10 protein-coding genes are annotated in these 15,266 nt (G+C 67.2%); 6 read left to right on the top strand and 4 right to left on the bottom strand.

Annotated features, from left to right (window positions below; translation table 11 throughout):
* The first annotated feature begins 2 nt into the window (after positions 1–2).
* Positions 3–1,688: a BatD family protein gene (locus FA89_RS02465; RefSeq protein WP_051938473.1), complete on the top strand. Its 1,686-nt coding sequence runs from the start codon at positions 3–5 to the stop codon at positions 1,686–1,688.
* Here the strand turns inward: FA89_RS02465 and FA89_RS02460 are convergent.
* Positions 1,685–2,209, bottom strand: coding sequence for an O-acetyl-ADP-ribose deacetylase (locus FA89_RS02460; protein ID WP_036137873.1), 525 nt, complete (start codon positions 2,207–2,209; stop codon positions 1,685–1,687). The genes FA89_RS02465 and FA89_RS02460 overlap by 4 nt on opposite strands.
* Positions 2,210–2,286: 77 nt before the next feature.
* Here FA89_RS02460 and FA89_RS02455 point away from each other — a divergent pair, with 77 nt between their 5' ends.
* The 3 genes from FA89_RS02455 (at position 2,287) to FA89_RS02445 (ending at position 7,168) form a co-directional block, all read left to right on the top strand.
* Positions 2,287–2,748 (top strand): MarR family winged helix-turn-helix transcriptional regulator, encoded by a 462-nt coding sequence (locus tag FA89_RS02455; RefSeq protein ID WP_036137870.1) that lies wholly within the window; start codon positions 2,287–2,289, stop codon positions 2,746–2,748.
* Between the two features lie 117 nt (positions 2,749–2,865).
* The gene (locus FA89_RS02450) at positions 2,866–4,005 is read left to right on the top strand and encodes an efflux RND transporter periplasmic adaptor subunit (protein WP_036137868.1); all 1,140 of its coding nucleotides are present in this window, start codon (positions 2,866–2,868) and stop codon (positions 4,003–4,005) included.
* Between the two features lie 10 nt (positions 4,006–4,015).
* On the top strand, positions 4,016–7,168 hold the full coding sequence (locus FA89_RS02445) for an efflux RND transporter permease subunit (RefSeq protein WP_036137866.1): 3,153 nt from the start codon (positions 4,016–4,018) through the stop codon (positions 7,166–7,168).
* A 30-nt stretch (positions 7,169–7,198) separates the two neighbouring features.
* Here the strand turns inward: FA89_RS02445 and FA89_RS02440 are convergent, their stop codons facing one another.
* From FA89_RS02440 to FA89_RS02430, 3 genes are all read right to left on the bottom strand, one after another.
* Positions 7,199–8,641: a M20/M25/M40 family metallo-hydrolase gene (locus FA89_RS02440; protein WP_036137863.1), complete on the bottom strand. Its 1,443-nt coding sequence runs from the start codon at positions 8,639–8,641 to the stop codon at positions 7,199–7,201.
* A 96-nt stretch (positions 8,642–8,737) separates the two neighbouring features.
* Positions 8,738–10,117: an ATP-binding protein gene (locus FA89_RS02435; RefSeq protein WP_240003841.1), complete on the bottom strand. Its 1,380-nt coding sequence runs from the start codon at positions 10,115–10,117 to the stop codon at positions 8,738–8,740.
* 26 nt (positions 10,118–10,143) lie between these two features.
* Positions 10,144–10,857, bottom strand: a complete 714-nt coding sequence (locus FA89_RS02430) for a response regulator (protein WP_036143505.1) — start codon at positions 10,855–10,857, stop codon at positions 10,144–10,146.
* Between the two features lie 197 nt (positions 10,858–11,054).
* On the opposite strand from FA89_RS02430, the gene FA89_RS19065 reads away from it, so the two are divergent.
* Complete coding sequence (locus tag FA89_RS19065) at positions 11,055–12,050, top strand: helix-turn-helix domain-containing protein (RefSeq protein WP_051938472.1); 996 nt, start codon at positions 11,055–11,057, stop codon at positions 12,048–12,050.
* A gap of 181 nt (positions 12,051–12,231) precedes the next feature.
* Complete coding sequence (locus tag FA89_RS02420) at positions 12,232–15,228, top strand: TonB-dependent receptor plug domain-containing protein (protein ID WP_036137859.1); 2,997 nt, start codon at positions 12,232–12,234, stop codon at positions 15,226–15,228.
* Positions 15,229–15,266: the final 38 nt, after the last annotated feature.

Raw genomic sequence — 15,266 nt, 5'->3', positions numbered from 1 at the left:
CGATGCGCCGCCTGCTCCTAGCCTGCCTGTTGCTTTGCCTGTCGTTTGTCGCCCTTGCGCAGGCGGTGGCACCGACGGCTTCGCTGGATCGCACCTCGATCGATGCGGGCGATACCGTCACGCTCAACATCGAACTGGGCGATGCCGCCGGCGACACGCCCGACCTGTCGTCGCTGATGACCGACTTCGTCGTGCTGGGTACCTCGACCAACCGCAGTCTCAGCGTTGTCAACGGCCGCCGCGAGGCGCATACCATCCTTGGCATCGCACTGCGGCCGCGGCACGAGGGCCATCTGACGGTACCGGCCCTGGACATCGGCGGGCAGCGGACACAGCCGCTCACGCTGGACGTCGCGTCAGCCGGCAATGCATCCAACGCGCCCGCGGACCGGCCCGTGGTGCTGGAGGCCAAGAGCGACCCGTCGCAGGCGTATGTGGGGCAGCAGATCGACTACACGTTGCGCCTGTATTTCGCGGTCAACCTGGCCGACGGCCAGCTGGACGATCCCTCCGCGGAAGGCGCCGAGATCCGTCGCGTCGGCCAGGATGCCAATTTCCAGACCACCCGCGGCGGTCGCCGCTTCAATGTGGTCGAGCGGCATTACGCCATCTTCCCGCAGCATGCGGGCCCGCTGGAGATCCATCCGCCGAGTTTCCAGGGCACGGCGGTGGATGCCTCCGATGCCAGTGCGTTCTTCGGCACCGGTTCCCCGGTCAATGCCGTGGCCGAACGCAGCATCGTCCAGGTGCGCCCGCGGCCAGCCAGCGCCCCCGGCGGTGCATGGATTCCGGCGCGCGAATTGACGCTGGCGCTCGACGGCGTGCCGGCGGACGGCAAGGCGCGTGTGGGCCAGCCCATGACGCTGACGATGCGCGTCGATGCCACCGGCATGCCGTTCGAGGCGCTGCCGGCGCTGTCGTTGCCGACGCTCGACGGCGCGGACGTGTATCCCGACAAGGCGGTGACCGGTGGCGGCGCAAGCGGCCCGTGGATCACCGGGCGACGCCAGCAGGGCTTTGCCGTGGTACCGACGCGGCCGGGCACCTTGCACATTCCCGCCACGACGTTGCATTGGTGGAACGTGGTGACCGACACCGCGCAAGTGGCCACCTTGCCCGCGCGCGATATCGAGGTGGCGCCCGCGGCCGGTTCGGCCGTGGCCCCTGTCGGCACGCCGCCCGCTGCCGCGGCAAACCCGCTGGCGGCAGGGTCCACTGCGTCTGCACCGCCCCCGTCGCTGCCTGCGACCGGCGTACCCTGGCGATGGCTGTTCGTCGGCGTGTGCGTGCTGTGGCTGCTCACCGTGGCTGCGTGGTTCGTCATGCGGCGTCGCAAGCCCGGCGCGTCACCTTCGGCGCGCCCGACCGCGGCGGCGCCCAGCCGTGAACGGCCGGCTCGCGAGGCCTTTCTCAAGGCCGCAGCGCATGCGGAGCCCGCCGGGATCGAGCGGGCATTGCTGGGCTGGGCCGCCAGCGTGCAGCCATCCGCGCGGACGCTGGGTGCGCTTTCCGCGCTGCTGGCGCCGGGCCCGCAGCCGGTGGCGATCGCCCAGCTCCAGCGAGCCCGCTTCGCCGGCGCGGAAGTAGATCGGGACGGCCTGCGTCAGGCGTTCGTGGACGGGTTCGCCTGGAAAGCCGCGCCGCGTGACGGCGACAGCGCCGTGCTGCCGCCGCTTTACCCGCGCTAGCCGCGCAAGGCGTCGGCCAGCGCGGCTTCATAGACGCGTGTCATGGCCGCGCCGAACGTGCAGAAGATCACTTCTTCGGGCGCCCAGGGCGCCTCGCGCACCGTCCGCACCGCCAGTCGGGCGGCGCTGTCGGGCGGATAACCGTAGACGCCCGCGCTGATGGCCGGGAAGGCGATGGACGCCAGGCCGTGCTCCCGCGCCAGTCGAAGGCAGTTTTCATAGCACTGGGCGAGTTGGGCCGGCTCGCCGTGTCCGCCGCCATGCCACACCGGACCCACCGTATGGATGACGAAGCGGGACGGCAGGGCAAATCCCGGGGTGATCCGGGCTTCGCCGGTGGGGCAGCGTACGCCCCGGGGGTGCTCCGGCAAGGCCCGGCAGGCCGCCAGCAGCGCCGGGCCCGCGGTGCGATGGATGGCGCCGTCCACACCGCCACCGCCCAGCAGGGACGGGTTGGCGGCATTGACGATGGCATCCACCGCCAGGGTGGTGATGTCCGCCTCGCGAATGGTCAGGCCCATAAGGCAACTCCTTGTGACGGCACGGCGCCAATTGGCTACGATGGTCGTCTGTCAGTTCTGTATTGTCCCCGAAGGTTATGGCCGACCCGATCAAAGTTGAAGACATCTCGTTCGCCTACCTGATCAACGACGTGACCTTGCTCTTCCGCAAGCACTTCGATCGTCGGGCGGTGCGCTTCGGGCTGACCCGCGCGCAATGGCGGGCCCTCAAGGCGCTGCATCGGCTGCCGGGCATGCGCCAGAACGAGCTGGCGGAACAACTCGACATGGAACCGATCGCCGTGGGCCGCGTCATCGACCGCCTGCAGGCGGCCGGATTCGTCGAGCGCCGGGCGGACCCGAAGGATCGCCGGGCGTGGCGGCTGCACGACACCGAGCAGGCCCGTGGTGTCATCGACGACATGGAAGACATTGCGCGCGGCCTCCGTCGCGACGCCACCCAGGGCATTTCGCTGGACGACCTCCAGGTGATGCTGGCGGTCCTGGACCGCATGAAGGAAAACCTCCAGGCGCTGGACGGGCCGGGCGAAGAGAACTGAGCCGGTCAACCATCCTGACGGATATGCGTTAGCGTTTACGGTTAATCGAAACCCCACACCCATGTCCGCGTCCCAGGATGCGGCGACCGAAGCCTGAAGGCTCCGGCCGGAGCACCCATGCAGCGATCCCCAGGGAAGAAGCTCGTCCTCATCGTCGGCCTGCTGGTCGCCGCCGCCGTCGGCATCGCCGTCTGGCGGCATGGAGCGGGACACGACGACGCGCCGAAGACCCTCGGCGGCTCGCGTCCGACCGCGGCGACACCGGTCAAGGCGGCTCAGGCGCAGCGCGGCGAGATCGACCTGTCACTGAAGATCATTGGCCGCGCGGAAGCCTATTCCACCGTGAACGTGCGCTCGCGCGTCAGCGGTCAGCTCGAGACGCTGGCTTTCACGCCGGGGACCCACGTGACCAAGGGCCAGTTGCTCGCGCGTGTCGATCCGCGCCCGCTACAGGCCGCACTGGACCAGGCGCAGGGCAAGGTGGCCAGCGACGAAGCCCAGCTGGCCAAGGCCGAGGCCGACATGGGCCGCTACCAGAGCATGCTGGGCAAGGGTTTTGTCAGCCGCGCCGATGTCGACCTCTACAAGGCCAATCTCGGCGTGGCCCGTGCGGCGCTGGTCAGCGACCGTGCCGCCGTGCGGGCCGCGCAGACCCAGCTCGATTTCACGACGATCAAGGCCCCGTTCGACGGCGTGACCGGTTCGCCGCTGGCCTGGCCGGGCGCCACCCTGGCGGCCGACACCACCGACATCGTGGTGCTCAACCAGGTCGATCCCATCCGCATCGCCTTCGCCGTTCCCGAGGACAGCCTGGCCGCCGTGCGCAACAGCGCGCGGAGCGGGCCGTTGACGGTGCGGGCGAAGATCCCCGGCGACGCGGGCGCACCGCTGCAGGGCGACCTGGAATTCATCGACAACGCCGTGGACGTCACCACGGGCACCATCGTCCTCAAGGGGCGCTTCGCCAACGCGGATGCCCGGCTTACGCCGGGGCAGTTCGCCGAGGTGACCCTGCCGACCACCCGGCTGCGCGACGCGATCAGCATCCCGGTGATCGCGCTGCAGAGCTCGTCCGCCGGCACGTTCGTCTTCGTGGTGAAGCCCGACCAGACCGTGGAGCAGCGCCCGATCACCACGGGCGCCACCACGGCCGACCGGGTGGTGGTGGACAAGGGCCTGCAGCCCGGCGAACGCGTGGTCACCGAAGGCCAGCTGCTGTTGGTCGACGGCGCGCGCGTGCGCGTCGACGAGGGATGAGGGCGTCGGGATGAACCTGCCGGAACTCTGTATCCGTCGGCCGGTGATGACCACGCTGCTGATGGCCGCCCTGGTCATCTTCGGCATCGTGGCCTATCCCAGGCTGCCGGTGAACGAACTGCCCAACGTCGATTTCCCGACGATCAACATCAGCGCCAGCCTGCCGGGTGCCTCGCCGGAGACCATGGCATCGTCGGTGGCGACGCCGCTCGAGGCGCAGCTGTCCACCGTGGCGGGCATCGATTCGATGACCTCGTCCAGCTCGCTGGGCTCCACCACCATCACGGTGACCTTCGCGCTGGATCGCAGCATCGACGGTGCGGCCCAGGACGTCCAGGCGGCCATCTCCGCCGCGCAGCGCCAGTTGCCGCAGGACATGCCGACCCCGCCGACCTATCGCAAGGTGAATCCGGCCGACGCACCCATCCTGTTCCTTACCATGCAATCGTCCACGTTGCCGTTGTCCACCGTGGACGACTACGCCGAGACCGAACTCGCCCAGCGCCTGTCGATGGTCGACGGCGTGGCGCAGGTCAGCGTCTATGGTTCGCAGAAGTACGCCGTGCGCATCGCGGTGGACCCCGACCGGCTGGCGGCCACCGGTATCGGTGTCGACCAGATGGCCGCCGCGATCGCGTCCGCCAACGTCAACAAGGCCACGGGCTCGCTCAACGGCAGCCGCCAGTTGCTGTCCATCCGTTCGGACGGCCAGCTGATGCGCGCGGCGGATTACGCCCAGGTGGTGGTGGCGTACCGCAACGGCGCGCCCGTGCGCCTGTCCGATATTGCCGTGCCGCGCGACAGCGTGCAGGACGACCAGAAGGCCAGCTGGTTCAACGGCACGCGTGCCATCACGCTCGCCATCCAGCGGCAGCCCGGCGCCAACACGGTGGAAACCGTGGATCGCATCCTCGCGCTGCTGCCGGACTTTTCACGCACGCTGCCGCCCTCGGTGAAGCTGGACGTGATGTACGACCGCTCCGTATCCATCCGCGACTCCGTGCACGACGTGCAGTTCACCCTGGTGCTCGCGGGCATCCTGGTGGTGCTGGTGATCTACCTGTTCCTGGGCAATGCGTCCGCCACGCTGATTCCCGCCGTGGCCCTGCCGATCTCGGTGCTGGGCACGTTCGGGGCCATGTTCGCACTGGGCTACAGCCTCGATAACCTGTCGCTGCTGGCGCTGACGCTGGCGGTGGGTTTCGTCGTCGACGATGCGATCGTGATGCTCGAGAACATCATGCGGCACATCGAGATGGGCGAGGCGCCGTACGAGGCCGCCATCAAGGGCGCCACCGAGATCGGCTTCACCATCTTCTCGATGACGCTTTCGCTCGTGGCGGTGTTCATCCCCGTGATGTTCATGGGCGGCATCGTGGGCCGCCTGTTCCACGAGTTCGCGGTGGTCATCAGCGTGTCCATCCTGATCTCCGGATTCGTGTCGATCACGTTGACGCCCATGCTGTGCAGCCGCTTCGTCAAGGCGCACGCACACGACAAGCGCAGCCGTGTGGTGATCTGGTTCGACCGCGGGTTCGGCGCGGTGTCGGACGGCTACACCCGCACGCTGGCCTGGTGCATGCGCCATCCACGCGTGGTGTTGCTGGTGTTCGCCCTGAGCCTCGTGGCCACGGGTGTGCTGTTCGCCGTCACCCCGAAGGATTTCATTCCGGCCGGCGACAGCGGCCAGCTGCGCGTGACGACCGAAGGGCCCACGGATATCTCGTTCAGCGCCATGTCGGCACGGCAACAGGTGTTGGCGAAGATCGCCAAGGACGACCCGAACATCGAGGCGGTGATGTCGAGCGTCGGTGCCGGCGGCGCACGCGCCACGGTTAATGCCGGCTCGCTCTTGCTGCGCTTGAAGGACCCCGCGGCGCGTGGACACACCACTCCGGACGAGATCATCCAGTCGTTGCGCAAGCGCTTCGCCGACGTGCCCGGCATCCGGGCCTATATACAGAACCCGCCGGCGATCCAGGTGGGCGGTCGCCAGTCGAAGGCGCAATACCAGTACACGGTGCAATCGACCGATCTGCAGGCGCTTTATGGCTGGTCGGGCAAGCTGGTCGCGGCCTTCCAGAAACTGCCCGGCTTCCAGGACGTCACCACCGACCTGGATCTCAACAGTCCGTCGATGGTGGTGACGGTGAACCGTGACAAGCTGGGTCCGCTGGGCCTGACGATGTCACAGGTGCAGACGGCCCTTGGCGACGCCTTCGGCGAAAACCAGATATCCACGATCTACGGCGCGGCCACGCAATACTGGGTGATCCTGCAGGTGGAACGTCGCATGCAGGACGATCCGTCGGTGCTTTCCCGTCTTTACGTCACCTCCGACACGGGCAAGCTGGTGCCGCTGAGCACCGTGGCGAAGTTCGAGCGCAAGCCGCAGGTGCTCACGGTCAATCACCAGGGCCAGCTGCCGGCCGTCACCGTGTCGTTCAACCTCGCGCCGGGCGTGTCGTTGAGCGACGCCGTGCAGCGTATCCAGCGCGCGACCACGGCGATGAACCTGCCGGGCACGCTCAGCGGCAGCATCCAGGGTACGGCGCAGGCGTTCCAGGACTCGGTCAAGGGCATGGGCCTGCTGTTGCTGCTGGCGGTGTTCGTGATCTACCTCGTGCTCGGCATCCTCTACGAGAGCTTCATCCATCCCTTGACGATCCTCTCGGGCCTGCCGGCCGCCGCCGTCGGCGCGTTGCTGACGCTGGTGCTGTTCCACGCGTCGCTGGACCTGTTCGCCTTCGTCGGCATCGTCATGCTGGTGGGCATCGTGAAGAAGAACGCAATCATGATGATCGACTTCGCGCTGGAGCGTCAGCGCGACGGCGGCGTCGCACCCTACGAGGCGATCTTCGAAGCCTGTCGCGTCCGTTTCCGGCCGATCATGATGACGACGATGGCCGCGTTCGCCGGCACGCTGCCGATCGCCCTGGGCATCGGCGCCGGTGCGGAGACACGCCGGCCGCTGGGATTGGCCGTGGTCGGTGGCCTGGTCGTGTCGCAGATCCTGACGCTGTACCTCACGCCCGTGATCTACCTCTACATGAACCGACTGCAGGACCGTTTGTCGTCCCGCCGCGGCGCTCCTGCGGATGTCGCCACCACCCCGGACGCTGCTGTAGGAGCGCACGATGTGCGCGAAAAAAATCCACAATAACCTTTGATCGTGCGCTCCTACGCGTGAGGGTCAGTCGTGCGCGCCGTCGCTGGCGAACGCGCCGGGGGCCGAGCCGAAATCGCCGTTCGCCTGCGCGGCCATGTACGCGAATGTGGCGTACACCGCCACGTTCTGTGCCAGGGTCTTCGGGTCGATCTTGTCCAGCGTGTCGTTGGCGTTGTGGTGGTAGTCGAAGTAGTCGGTGCCGTCCTGCGTGAGCGACAACGCCGCCATGCCCTTCGCGTGCATCTGCGAGAGGTCCGAGCCACCGCCGCCGGGCTTGCTGGCGTCATAGGTAACGCCGATGGGCTCGAGCACCTTGGCGATCTGCGCGATCGCGTCGCGCGCTTCCGGCTTCACGCTGGCGGTCATACGCCAGATGCGGCCCGCGCCGAAATCCGACTCCGTGCCGAGCTGGAACTTCGCCACATCCTTCCCGTGGGCTTCGGCATACGCCTTGCCGCCCCACAGGCCCATTTCCTCGTTGGCAAAAGCGATGACGCGGATGGTGCGATCCGGGCGTTGCGGCATGTCCTTGATGAGCTTGGCGGCGGCCGCGGCGATGGCCACGCCGGCACCGTCGTCGATCGCGCCCGTGCCGAGGTCCCAGGAATCCAGGTGACCGCCGATGGCCACGACCTGGTCGGGATGCTTGCGGCCGGTGACTTCGGCGATGACGTTGGCGCCTTCATACGTGCCGGCAAAGCCAACGTCCAGGTCGAGGTGCAGCGTCACCGGCTTGCCTTCCTTGAGGATGCGTTCGAGCTGGTCGGCATCCGGCAGGGACAACGCGGCGGCGGGAATCGCCTGCTTCGGATCGGTGAAGCCGGTCACCCCGGTGTGCGGCGTGCGGCTGTGCGGGTCGGTGCCGGCGGAGCGCAGCAGGAACGCCGCGGCGCCCATCTTCGCCGCGAGCACCGGGCCGCCGGTACGCGTGGCCGAACCCTTGCCGTAGTCGTGCCCGTCCTTCTGCTGTTGCATATGCGTGGACACGTAGACGATCTTGCCCTTGACGCTGGCGGGGTCCGCGCGCTTGAGCGCATCCAGGTCATCGAACCCCACCACGTCGGCGGTCAGGCCGCCCGCAGGCGTACCCGCGGAATACCCCAGCGCGGTCAGCGCCAGCGGTTGCGGGAACGGCGACACCACCTGGGCGTGCTCGCTGCGGCGCTGCCACAGCGGGTAGCTGACCTTCTCGGTATAGACCTTGTCGAAACCCATGGCCTTGAACTTCGCCACGGTCCAGGCGACGGCGCGCGCATCCGCGGCGCTGCCGGCCAGCCGCGCGCCCACCTCGGTGGTCAGGCCCGAGACGAAGGCATAGCCGGTGTCGTCGTTCATGGCGCGGTCGCGCAGCTGGCTGGCAGCGGCGACGGCGTTGTCCGGGATGGCGGTGGCCTTGTCGGCGGCATGGGCGGAGAAGGCGAGCACGAGGCACGCGGCAAGCGCGTGCGGGCGGAACGTAGGACGCATGGTGACCCCCGGGACGGTAAAGGTCGATTATGACCACGGCACGGGGTGCGCCCGCGTAGGTCGGAAGTCATGGGCCGGGTCGATGCGCCGGCGAGGCTAGGACTGCGGCAAGGCCACCACGACGCGCAGGCCGCCCTCCTTGCGATTGCGCAGCACGATGCTGCCGCCATGATCCAGCACGATGGCGCGCACGGTGGCCAGGCCCAGGCCGATGCCGCCGGTGTCGCGGTTGCGCGAGGATTCGAGCCGGAAAAAGGGGGCGAAAACCTGCTGCTGCATGGTCTCGGGAACGCCGGGGCCGTCGTCGTCCACTTCCAGCAGGCACTCGCCGTGGCCGGCACGCAGGCGCAGGCGAACACGCTGTCCGTACTTCAGGCCGTTCTCGACGAGGTTGACCACGGCGCGACGCAGGGCGACCGGATCGCCGTCCAGCGTGACCGGCGGACCGGGCACGATCGCCACGTCGTAGCCCACATCCACCAGGTCGTCGGCCACGCTCTCGACCAGGAGGCGGAAATCCAGCGGTTGCCGCTGCGTGCCGAGCGAGCGGTCGCGCATGAAATCCAGCGCGGCCGAGATCATGGTCTTCATCTCGCGCAGGTCGGCATCCACCTTGGCACCCATCGGCTCCGGCAGTCCGTCCAGGCGGAAGGACAGGCGCGTGAGCGGTGTGCGCAGGTCGTGCGCGATGGCGGCGATCAGGTGCGTGCGCTCGTGCAGCAGGCGATTCACTCGCCCCTGCATGGTGTTGAAGGCATCCACGGCGCGCCGCATTTCCGGTGGGCCATCGCGCGGCACCGGCGGTGCGCCGGTATCCGCGCCCAGACGCTGTGCAGCCTCCGCGAAGCGGTGGATGGGCGCGGACAAGGCATGCGCGAACCACCAGGCCAACTGCAGCAGGACCAGGACGCCCGCGCCCAGCAGCCAGAGGATGTCTTCCTGCAGCAGGTTGGGGAACGTCTCGCCAGGCACCCGGGCGATGCGCCAGCGCCCGTCGGGCTGCTGCCAGCCGACCACCGACGCCGGCCCCAGCGTCATCCGCACGCCGCCGCGGTGCCGGTCCATGTGGCTATCCGTGGCGTACACGCGCAGGGCATCCGGACGCACGCGCAGCAACATAGCCAACCGTGGCAGCAGGTGGGCCGACAGCCGCGCATCGGTACCGTCCGGCGCCAGTGGCGGCGTCGCCTGGGTCAGCACGTCCAGGTCCGCCGGTACCGGCGGCATGAAATCCATGCCGGGAGGAGGCATGCGCCGGTCGTCGCCACCGGCGGCGTTCATGGCCCGTCCGTCGGTGGCGCTGCCCTGGCCGGCCGCATCCGCAGGGCTCGGGGGGGTGTCGTCCATGCGCAGGGCGGCGGCGACGTCGAACAGGCTGGCCAGGGGCGGCAGCATCGGTGGTCGCCACGCAAGGATGCCCAGCCCGATGCCCGACGAGACCAGCAGGGCGCACACCGTCAACAGGAAGGTGCGCACGAAGATGGATGGTCCGGCCCCTCGGCTCACAATCGGGTCACCTTTGGCAGCAGCATGTAGCCCTCGCTGCGCACGGTACGGATCATTTCTTCCTGCGCCCTGTCGTTGAGCTTGCGCCGCAGCCGGCTGATCTGCGTGTCGATGGCGCGGTCGTACACCTCCGCGCGGCCGCCATGGACCAGGTCGAGCAACTGGTCGCGGCTGAGGATGCGCTGCGGGTGCTCGACGAACGCGCGGAGCAGGGCGAATTCGCCATCGGACAGGTTGATGAAGATGTCCGTGGGATCGCGCAGGTCGCGCCGCGTGACATCCAGCCGCCAGCCGGCGAAGCCGTACGGGCGTGCTTCCTCGGCATGCACCGCGTCACCCCGGCTGCTGCGACGGAGCAGCGCACGTACGCGGGCCAGCAACTCGCGCGGGTTGCACGGTTTGGCCAGGTAATCGTCGGCGCCCACCTCCAGGCCGATGATCCGGTCGGTGTCGCTGCCCAGGGCGCTGAGGATGATCACCGGAGGCCCCTTGGCCGCGGCGAGCCGCCGCGCGGCGCTCAGTCCGTCCTCGCCCGGCATCATCACGTCCAGCACGATGAGGTCGGGTCGCTCGCGCTCGACCGCTGCGGTCATGGCCGCGACGTTCTCCGCGGCACGCACGCGATAGCCGTGGCCGCCGAGGAAGCCGGTGATGAGCTCGCGCAGTTCGGGATCGTCGTCGACGACCAGGATGAGGGGATGCAGGTCCATGGACATGGGAATTAGATACCAGACGCGGGGACGCGGCGTTTGCCGACGCGGCAAAAGAACCGACACACAACGGACACACAGCGACATTCTTCCGTGACGCCAAACGCTTAGCGTAAGCCAACGCACACGCCATCCAGGGAAGACCATGAAGCCGCTTGCCGCGCCCCCGTGCCCACTTCCCTATCGGAATCGCCGCCTTGCCGTCCCTATCGCACGTTCTTGCCGAGTCGCCACCCGTCGACGAGGGTATCGCAACTAATCGCCTGCTGGCCCGCCGCTTCTGGCAGGCGCTGGTCGAGCGCGCCCCCAGCCGCTTCGAGACCAGTGCATTGATCGACGGGTATGCCGGGGAACGCCTGCGCCTGGGCGTCTTCCGCCACACCCCGCACGTGCTGACCGAGAACGCACTGCCCCCGGAGCACCGGCAAGCCGTGTTGCTCAGCCTGCAACTCGACGGCCGCGCACGCATCGAACAGCACGGCCGCCATGGCGACCTCGCCGCGGGCGACTTCTGTCTCATCGACCTGTCGCGGCCGTTCCGCCTGGAGGTCGGCCGGTGCACCGTGCAGGCGATCCATCTTCCGCTGGTGGCCCTGCGTGACGCCATTCCCCGCCTGGCCGACGTGGCGGCCATCGGCTTGCCGGGACACCTCGCCAGCGTCGGCTTCCTTCGTGTGTTGTTTCAGGAAATGTTCGCGCATCCGGCGGGCCTGACCGACGCGTTGGCCGACCGGCTGGCCGATGCCGTTCCGCATCTTCTTGCGGCAGCACTGGAATCGGTGGGTGCGGAAGGCGACGCCTTGCCTCGCCTGCGTCACTATCACAAGCGTCAGGTACGCCAGTACGCGCGCGAGCACCTGGCCGATCCCGAGCTGTGTATCGACATGATCGCGAAAGGCGTGGGTCTGTCGTCCAGCCACCTGTTCGACTTGTTTTCCGACGAAGGCCTGACGCTCATGCGCTGGGTGCGCCTGGAACGCCTGGCCCGCTGCCAGCGCGAGCTGGCCGATCCGCGACTGCGCCATCGGAGCATCGCGCATATCGCGCATGCCTGGGGCTTTGGCGACATGACCAACTTCAGCCGCTGCTTTCGCGATCACGTAGGGACGTCGCCGCGGCGGTTTCGCCAGGCCGCCATGCTCGGCCCGATACCCGTGCTGGATGGTTCGGACGTCCAAACATCCAACGAATGACCGAATGACGCGGCAGTTTCCGCCGAATGGGTGCATGTTCTTAACACTAGATTGAGGTCGTGGCCATGCGGCCACGCAACGTTCCGCATCGAACCACACGCCATGGGCAGTGGGGGAGAGCGCCTTGCCGGGCGCGCGCCTCGTGGCGTCGCACATCCTAAATTTCGGGGAGAGTTCCACAGTGAAGAATCCGACATCCATCCGGCTCAGCCGGATCAGCCTCGCGCTGGCGATGGCCTTGGGCAGCAACGTCGTCCTGGCGCAGTCGACCACCGGCAGCATTTTCGGCCAGGCGCCGGCCGCCGAAGGGGAAACCGTCCAGGCCAGGAGCAGCTCCGGCGTCACCCGCGAGGTGACGGTGGGTAGCGACGGCCGTTACACCGTTGGCTCGCTGCCCCTGGGCACGTATACCGTCTCCCTCGTGCAGGGCGGCAAGGTGGTGGACACCCGCAGTGACATCACGCTGCGAGTAGGCTCGGGTACCGAGGTGTCATTCGCGGCCGCCAGCGGTGCCACGACCAGCCTGGGCGCGGTCACCGTGTCGGCCAACTCGCTGCCGGCCATCGATGTGTCCAGCGTGGATGCGCGCACCGTCATCACCTCGCAGCAGCTGGCCCAGTTGCCGCTGGCCCGCAGCGCGGAAGCCATCGCGCTGCTGGCGCCCGGCGTCGTGCCCGGATACAGCGGCTTCACCAGCGGCACGACCGGCACCTCGCTGGTCTCGTTCTCCGGTTCCTCGGTGACCGAGAACGCGTATTACCTCAACGGCTTCAACACCACCGATCCGCTCAGCGGTTTCGGCGGCATCAGCCTGCCTTACGGTGCCATCGACCAGCAGGAAATCCTCAGCGGCGGCTACGGCGCCGCTTACGGGCGCTCCGACGGCGGCGTGATCAGCCAGAGCGGCAAGCGCGGTACCGACGAATGGCACTTCGGCGCGCAGGTGCAGTGGACCCCGGCGTTCGCCCGTGGCACCAGCCCGAACAGCTATTACGTGTCCGGCGCCAACGATGGCGAGATCTACCGTCGTTACTCGCAGAACAAGTCGTGGGAAACCACCGAGAGTGCCTATGTCGGCGGTCCGCTGATCAAGGACAAGCTGTTCTTCTTCGCCGCCGTGGAAGGTGACAAGCGTTCGGGCAACAGCCTGGGTGCGGTCACTTCGTCGTACAACACGCAGTACCAGTACAGCAACCCGAAGTGGTACACCAAGGTCGACTGGAACATCAACGACAACAACATCCTCGAACTGACGGGTGCATCGACCAAGACCTCGTACAAGGGCAACCTGTACAACTACGACTACGACACCAAGCAGACCGGCGACCTCAACAGCTTCGATACCTCGACCAAGAACAGTGCGCAGGTGTCCATCGCCAAGTACACCAGCTATATCACCGACGACATCACGCTGACCGCGTTGTACGGCAAGCAGAAGATGACGTATTTCAGCCAGACGCCGGGCTACGATCCGAGCCTGACGTACATCAACGGCTCCGAGTTCGAGAATCCCGCCATCACCGGCGGTAACTCCATCGTCAACGCGCAGACGGTGCTGACGGCGGACAATCCGAATCACCGCGCCACCAGCAACAACCTTCGCCTGGACCTGTCGTGGAAGCTCGGCGACCACACGATCACCGCCGGCATCGACAACCTCAACTCGCACGATATCGACGACGGCCAGACGGGCAACGCATGGATCTACGCGTTCGGCGATCCGAGCACGCCGATCAGCGACTCGCCGTTCGTCGCGGCGCCCAACACGGGCGCAGGTGGCGAAACTGGCTATTACGTGTCCAAGTACCTGTACAGCACCTCCGCGTCGGTGCGGGTGAAGCAGCGTGCCCAGTACATCGAGGACAGCTGGCAGGTTGACGATCGCTGGCTGGTGAAGATCGGCCTGCGCAACGACCAGTTCACCAACTACAACCCGAACGGCGACGCTTACCTGCGCATGACCAAGCCGCAGTGGGCTCCGCGTGTCGGTTTCAGCTGGGACGTGCATGGCGACTCGTCGTTGAAGGTGTACGCCAATGCCGGCCGCTATTACCTCGCCATGCCGGCCTCGGTGGCGCTGCGCGCGGCGGCGGGTTCGCTCTACACCAACCAGTACTACACGTACACCGGCATCGATGCCAACGGCAACCCGACCGGTCTGACGCCCCTGGCTTCGGCCACCGGCGGCGCCGTGTCGGCCAACAACGAGTATGGCCAGTCACCGGATGCGAAGACGGTCGCTTCCAGCAGCATCCGTTCCGAGTACCAGGACGAATACCTGCTCGGCTTCACCCAGCAGATCAACGCCGACTACGTCTGGGGCATGAAGGGCCAGGTACGCAAGCTGCGTAACATCCTCGACGATATCTGCGATACGGGCACCATCGCGGCCAAGGCGCAGGCGCTCGGCTACGACATCGATCCGACCACGCTCAACGGTTGCTACCTGTCCAACCCCGGCCGTGCGAACACCTACCGCATCGTCAATCCGGCCGGTGGCTACTACAGCGTCGACGTGACGAAGGAAGACTTCGGCATGCCGCACGCCAAGCGCAGCTACTACGGGCTGGAGACGTTCCTGGAGCATCCGTTCGACGGCGTGTGGCAGGCCAAGATCGACTACGTATATTCGAAGAGCTACGGCGACAGCGAAGGCCAGGTCCGGTCCGATATCGGCCAGTCGGACGTGTCGGCCACGGTGGACTGGGACTTCGGCAAGGTGATGGAGAACTCCAACGGCCTGCTGTCCAATGACCGCAAGCACCAGCTGAAGATCTACGGCTCGTGGCAGGTGGCGCCGGAGTGGATGCTCTCCGGCAATATCGCATTGCTTTCCGGTACGCCGAAGACGTGCCTGGGCTACTACGGTGCGGACGAGAGCAACCCGGTGGGCTACGGCAGCTACTATCACTACTGCGGTGGCGTGGCTTCCGCCCCCGGTGCCGCGGGCCGCCAGCCTTGGCAGCACATCGTGTCCTTGTCCGCCGAATACCGTCCGGTATGGGCTGACAAGAAACTTGGCTTCAACGTGATGGTCTACAACCTGTTGAACGAGTCGGTGGCGACGTCCACGTATGCCCTCTACGGCAACAGCAAGGCGCTCAACACCAACTACGACCGCATCAATTACTTCAGCACGCCGCGTTATGTCCGTTTCGGGATCAACTACGACTTCTGATCGGGCGTTTGGCTAGGTCATACCAACAATAAGCGCCG

It is taken from the genome of Luteibacter sp. 9135 (assembly GCF_000745005.1).
In the GTDB taxonomy this organism is placed as follows: domain Bacteria; phylum Pseudomonadota; class Gammaproteobacteria; order Xanthomonadales; family Rhodanobacteraceae; genus Luteibacter.
Note: the sequence above shows the minus strand (reverse complement) of the source record. Positions and strands in the feature narration are given on the sequence as shown.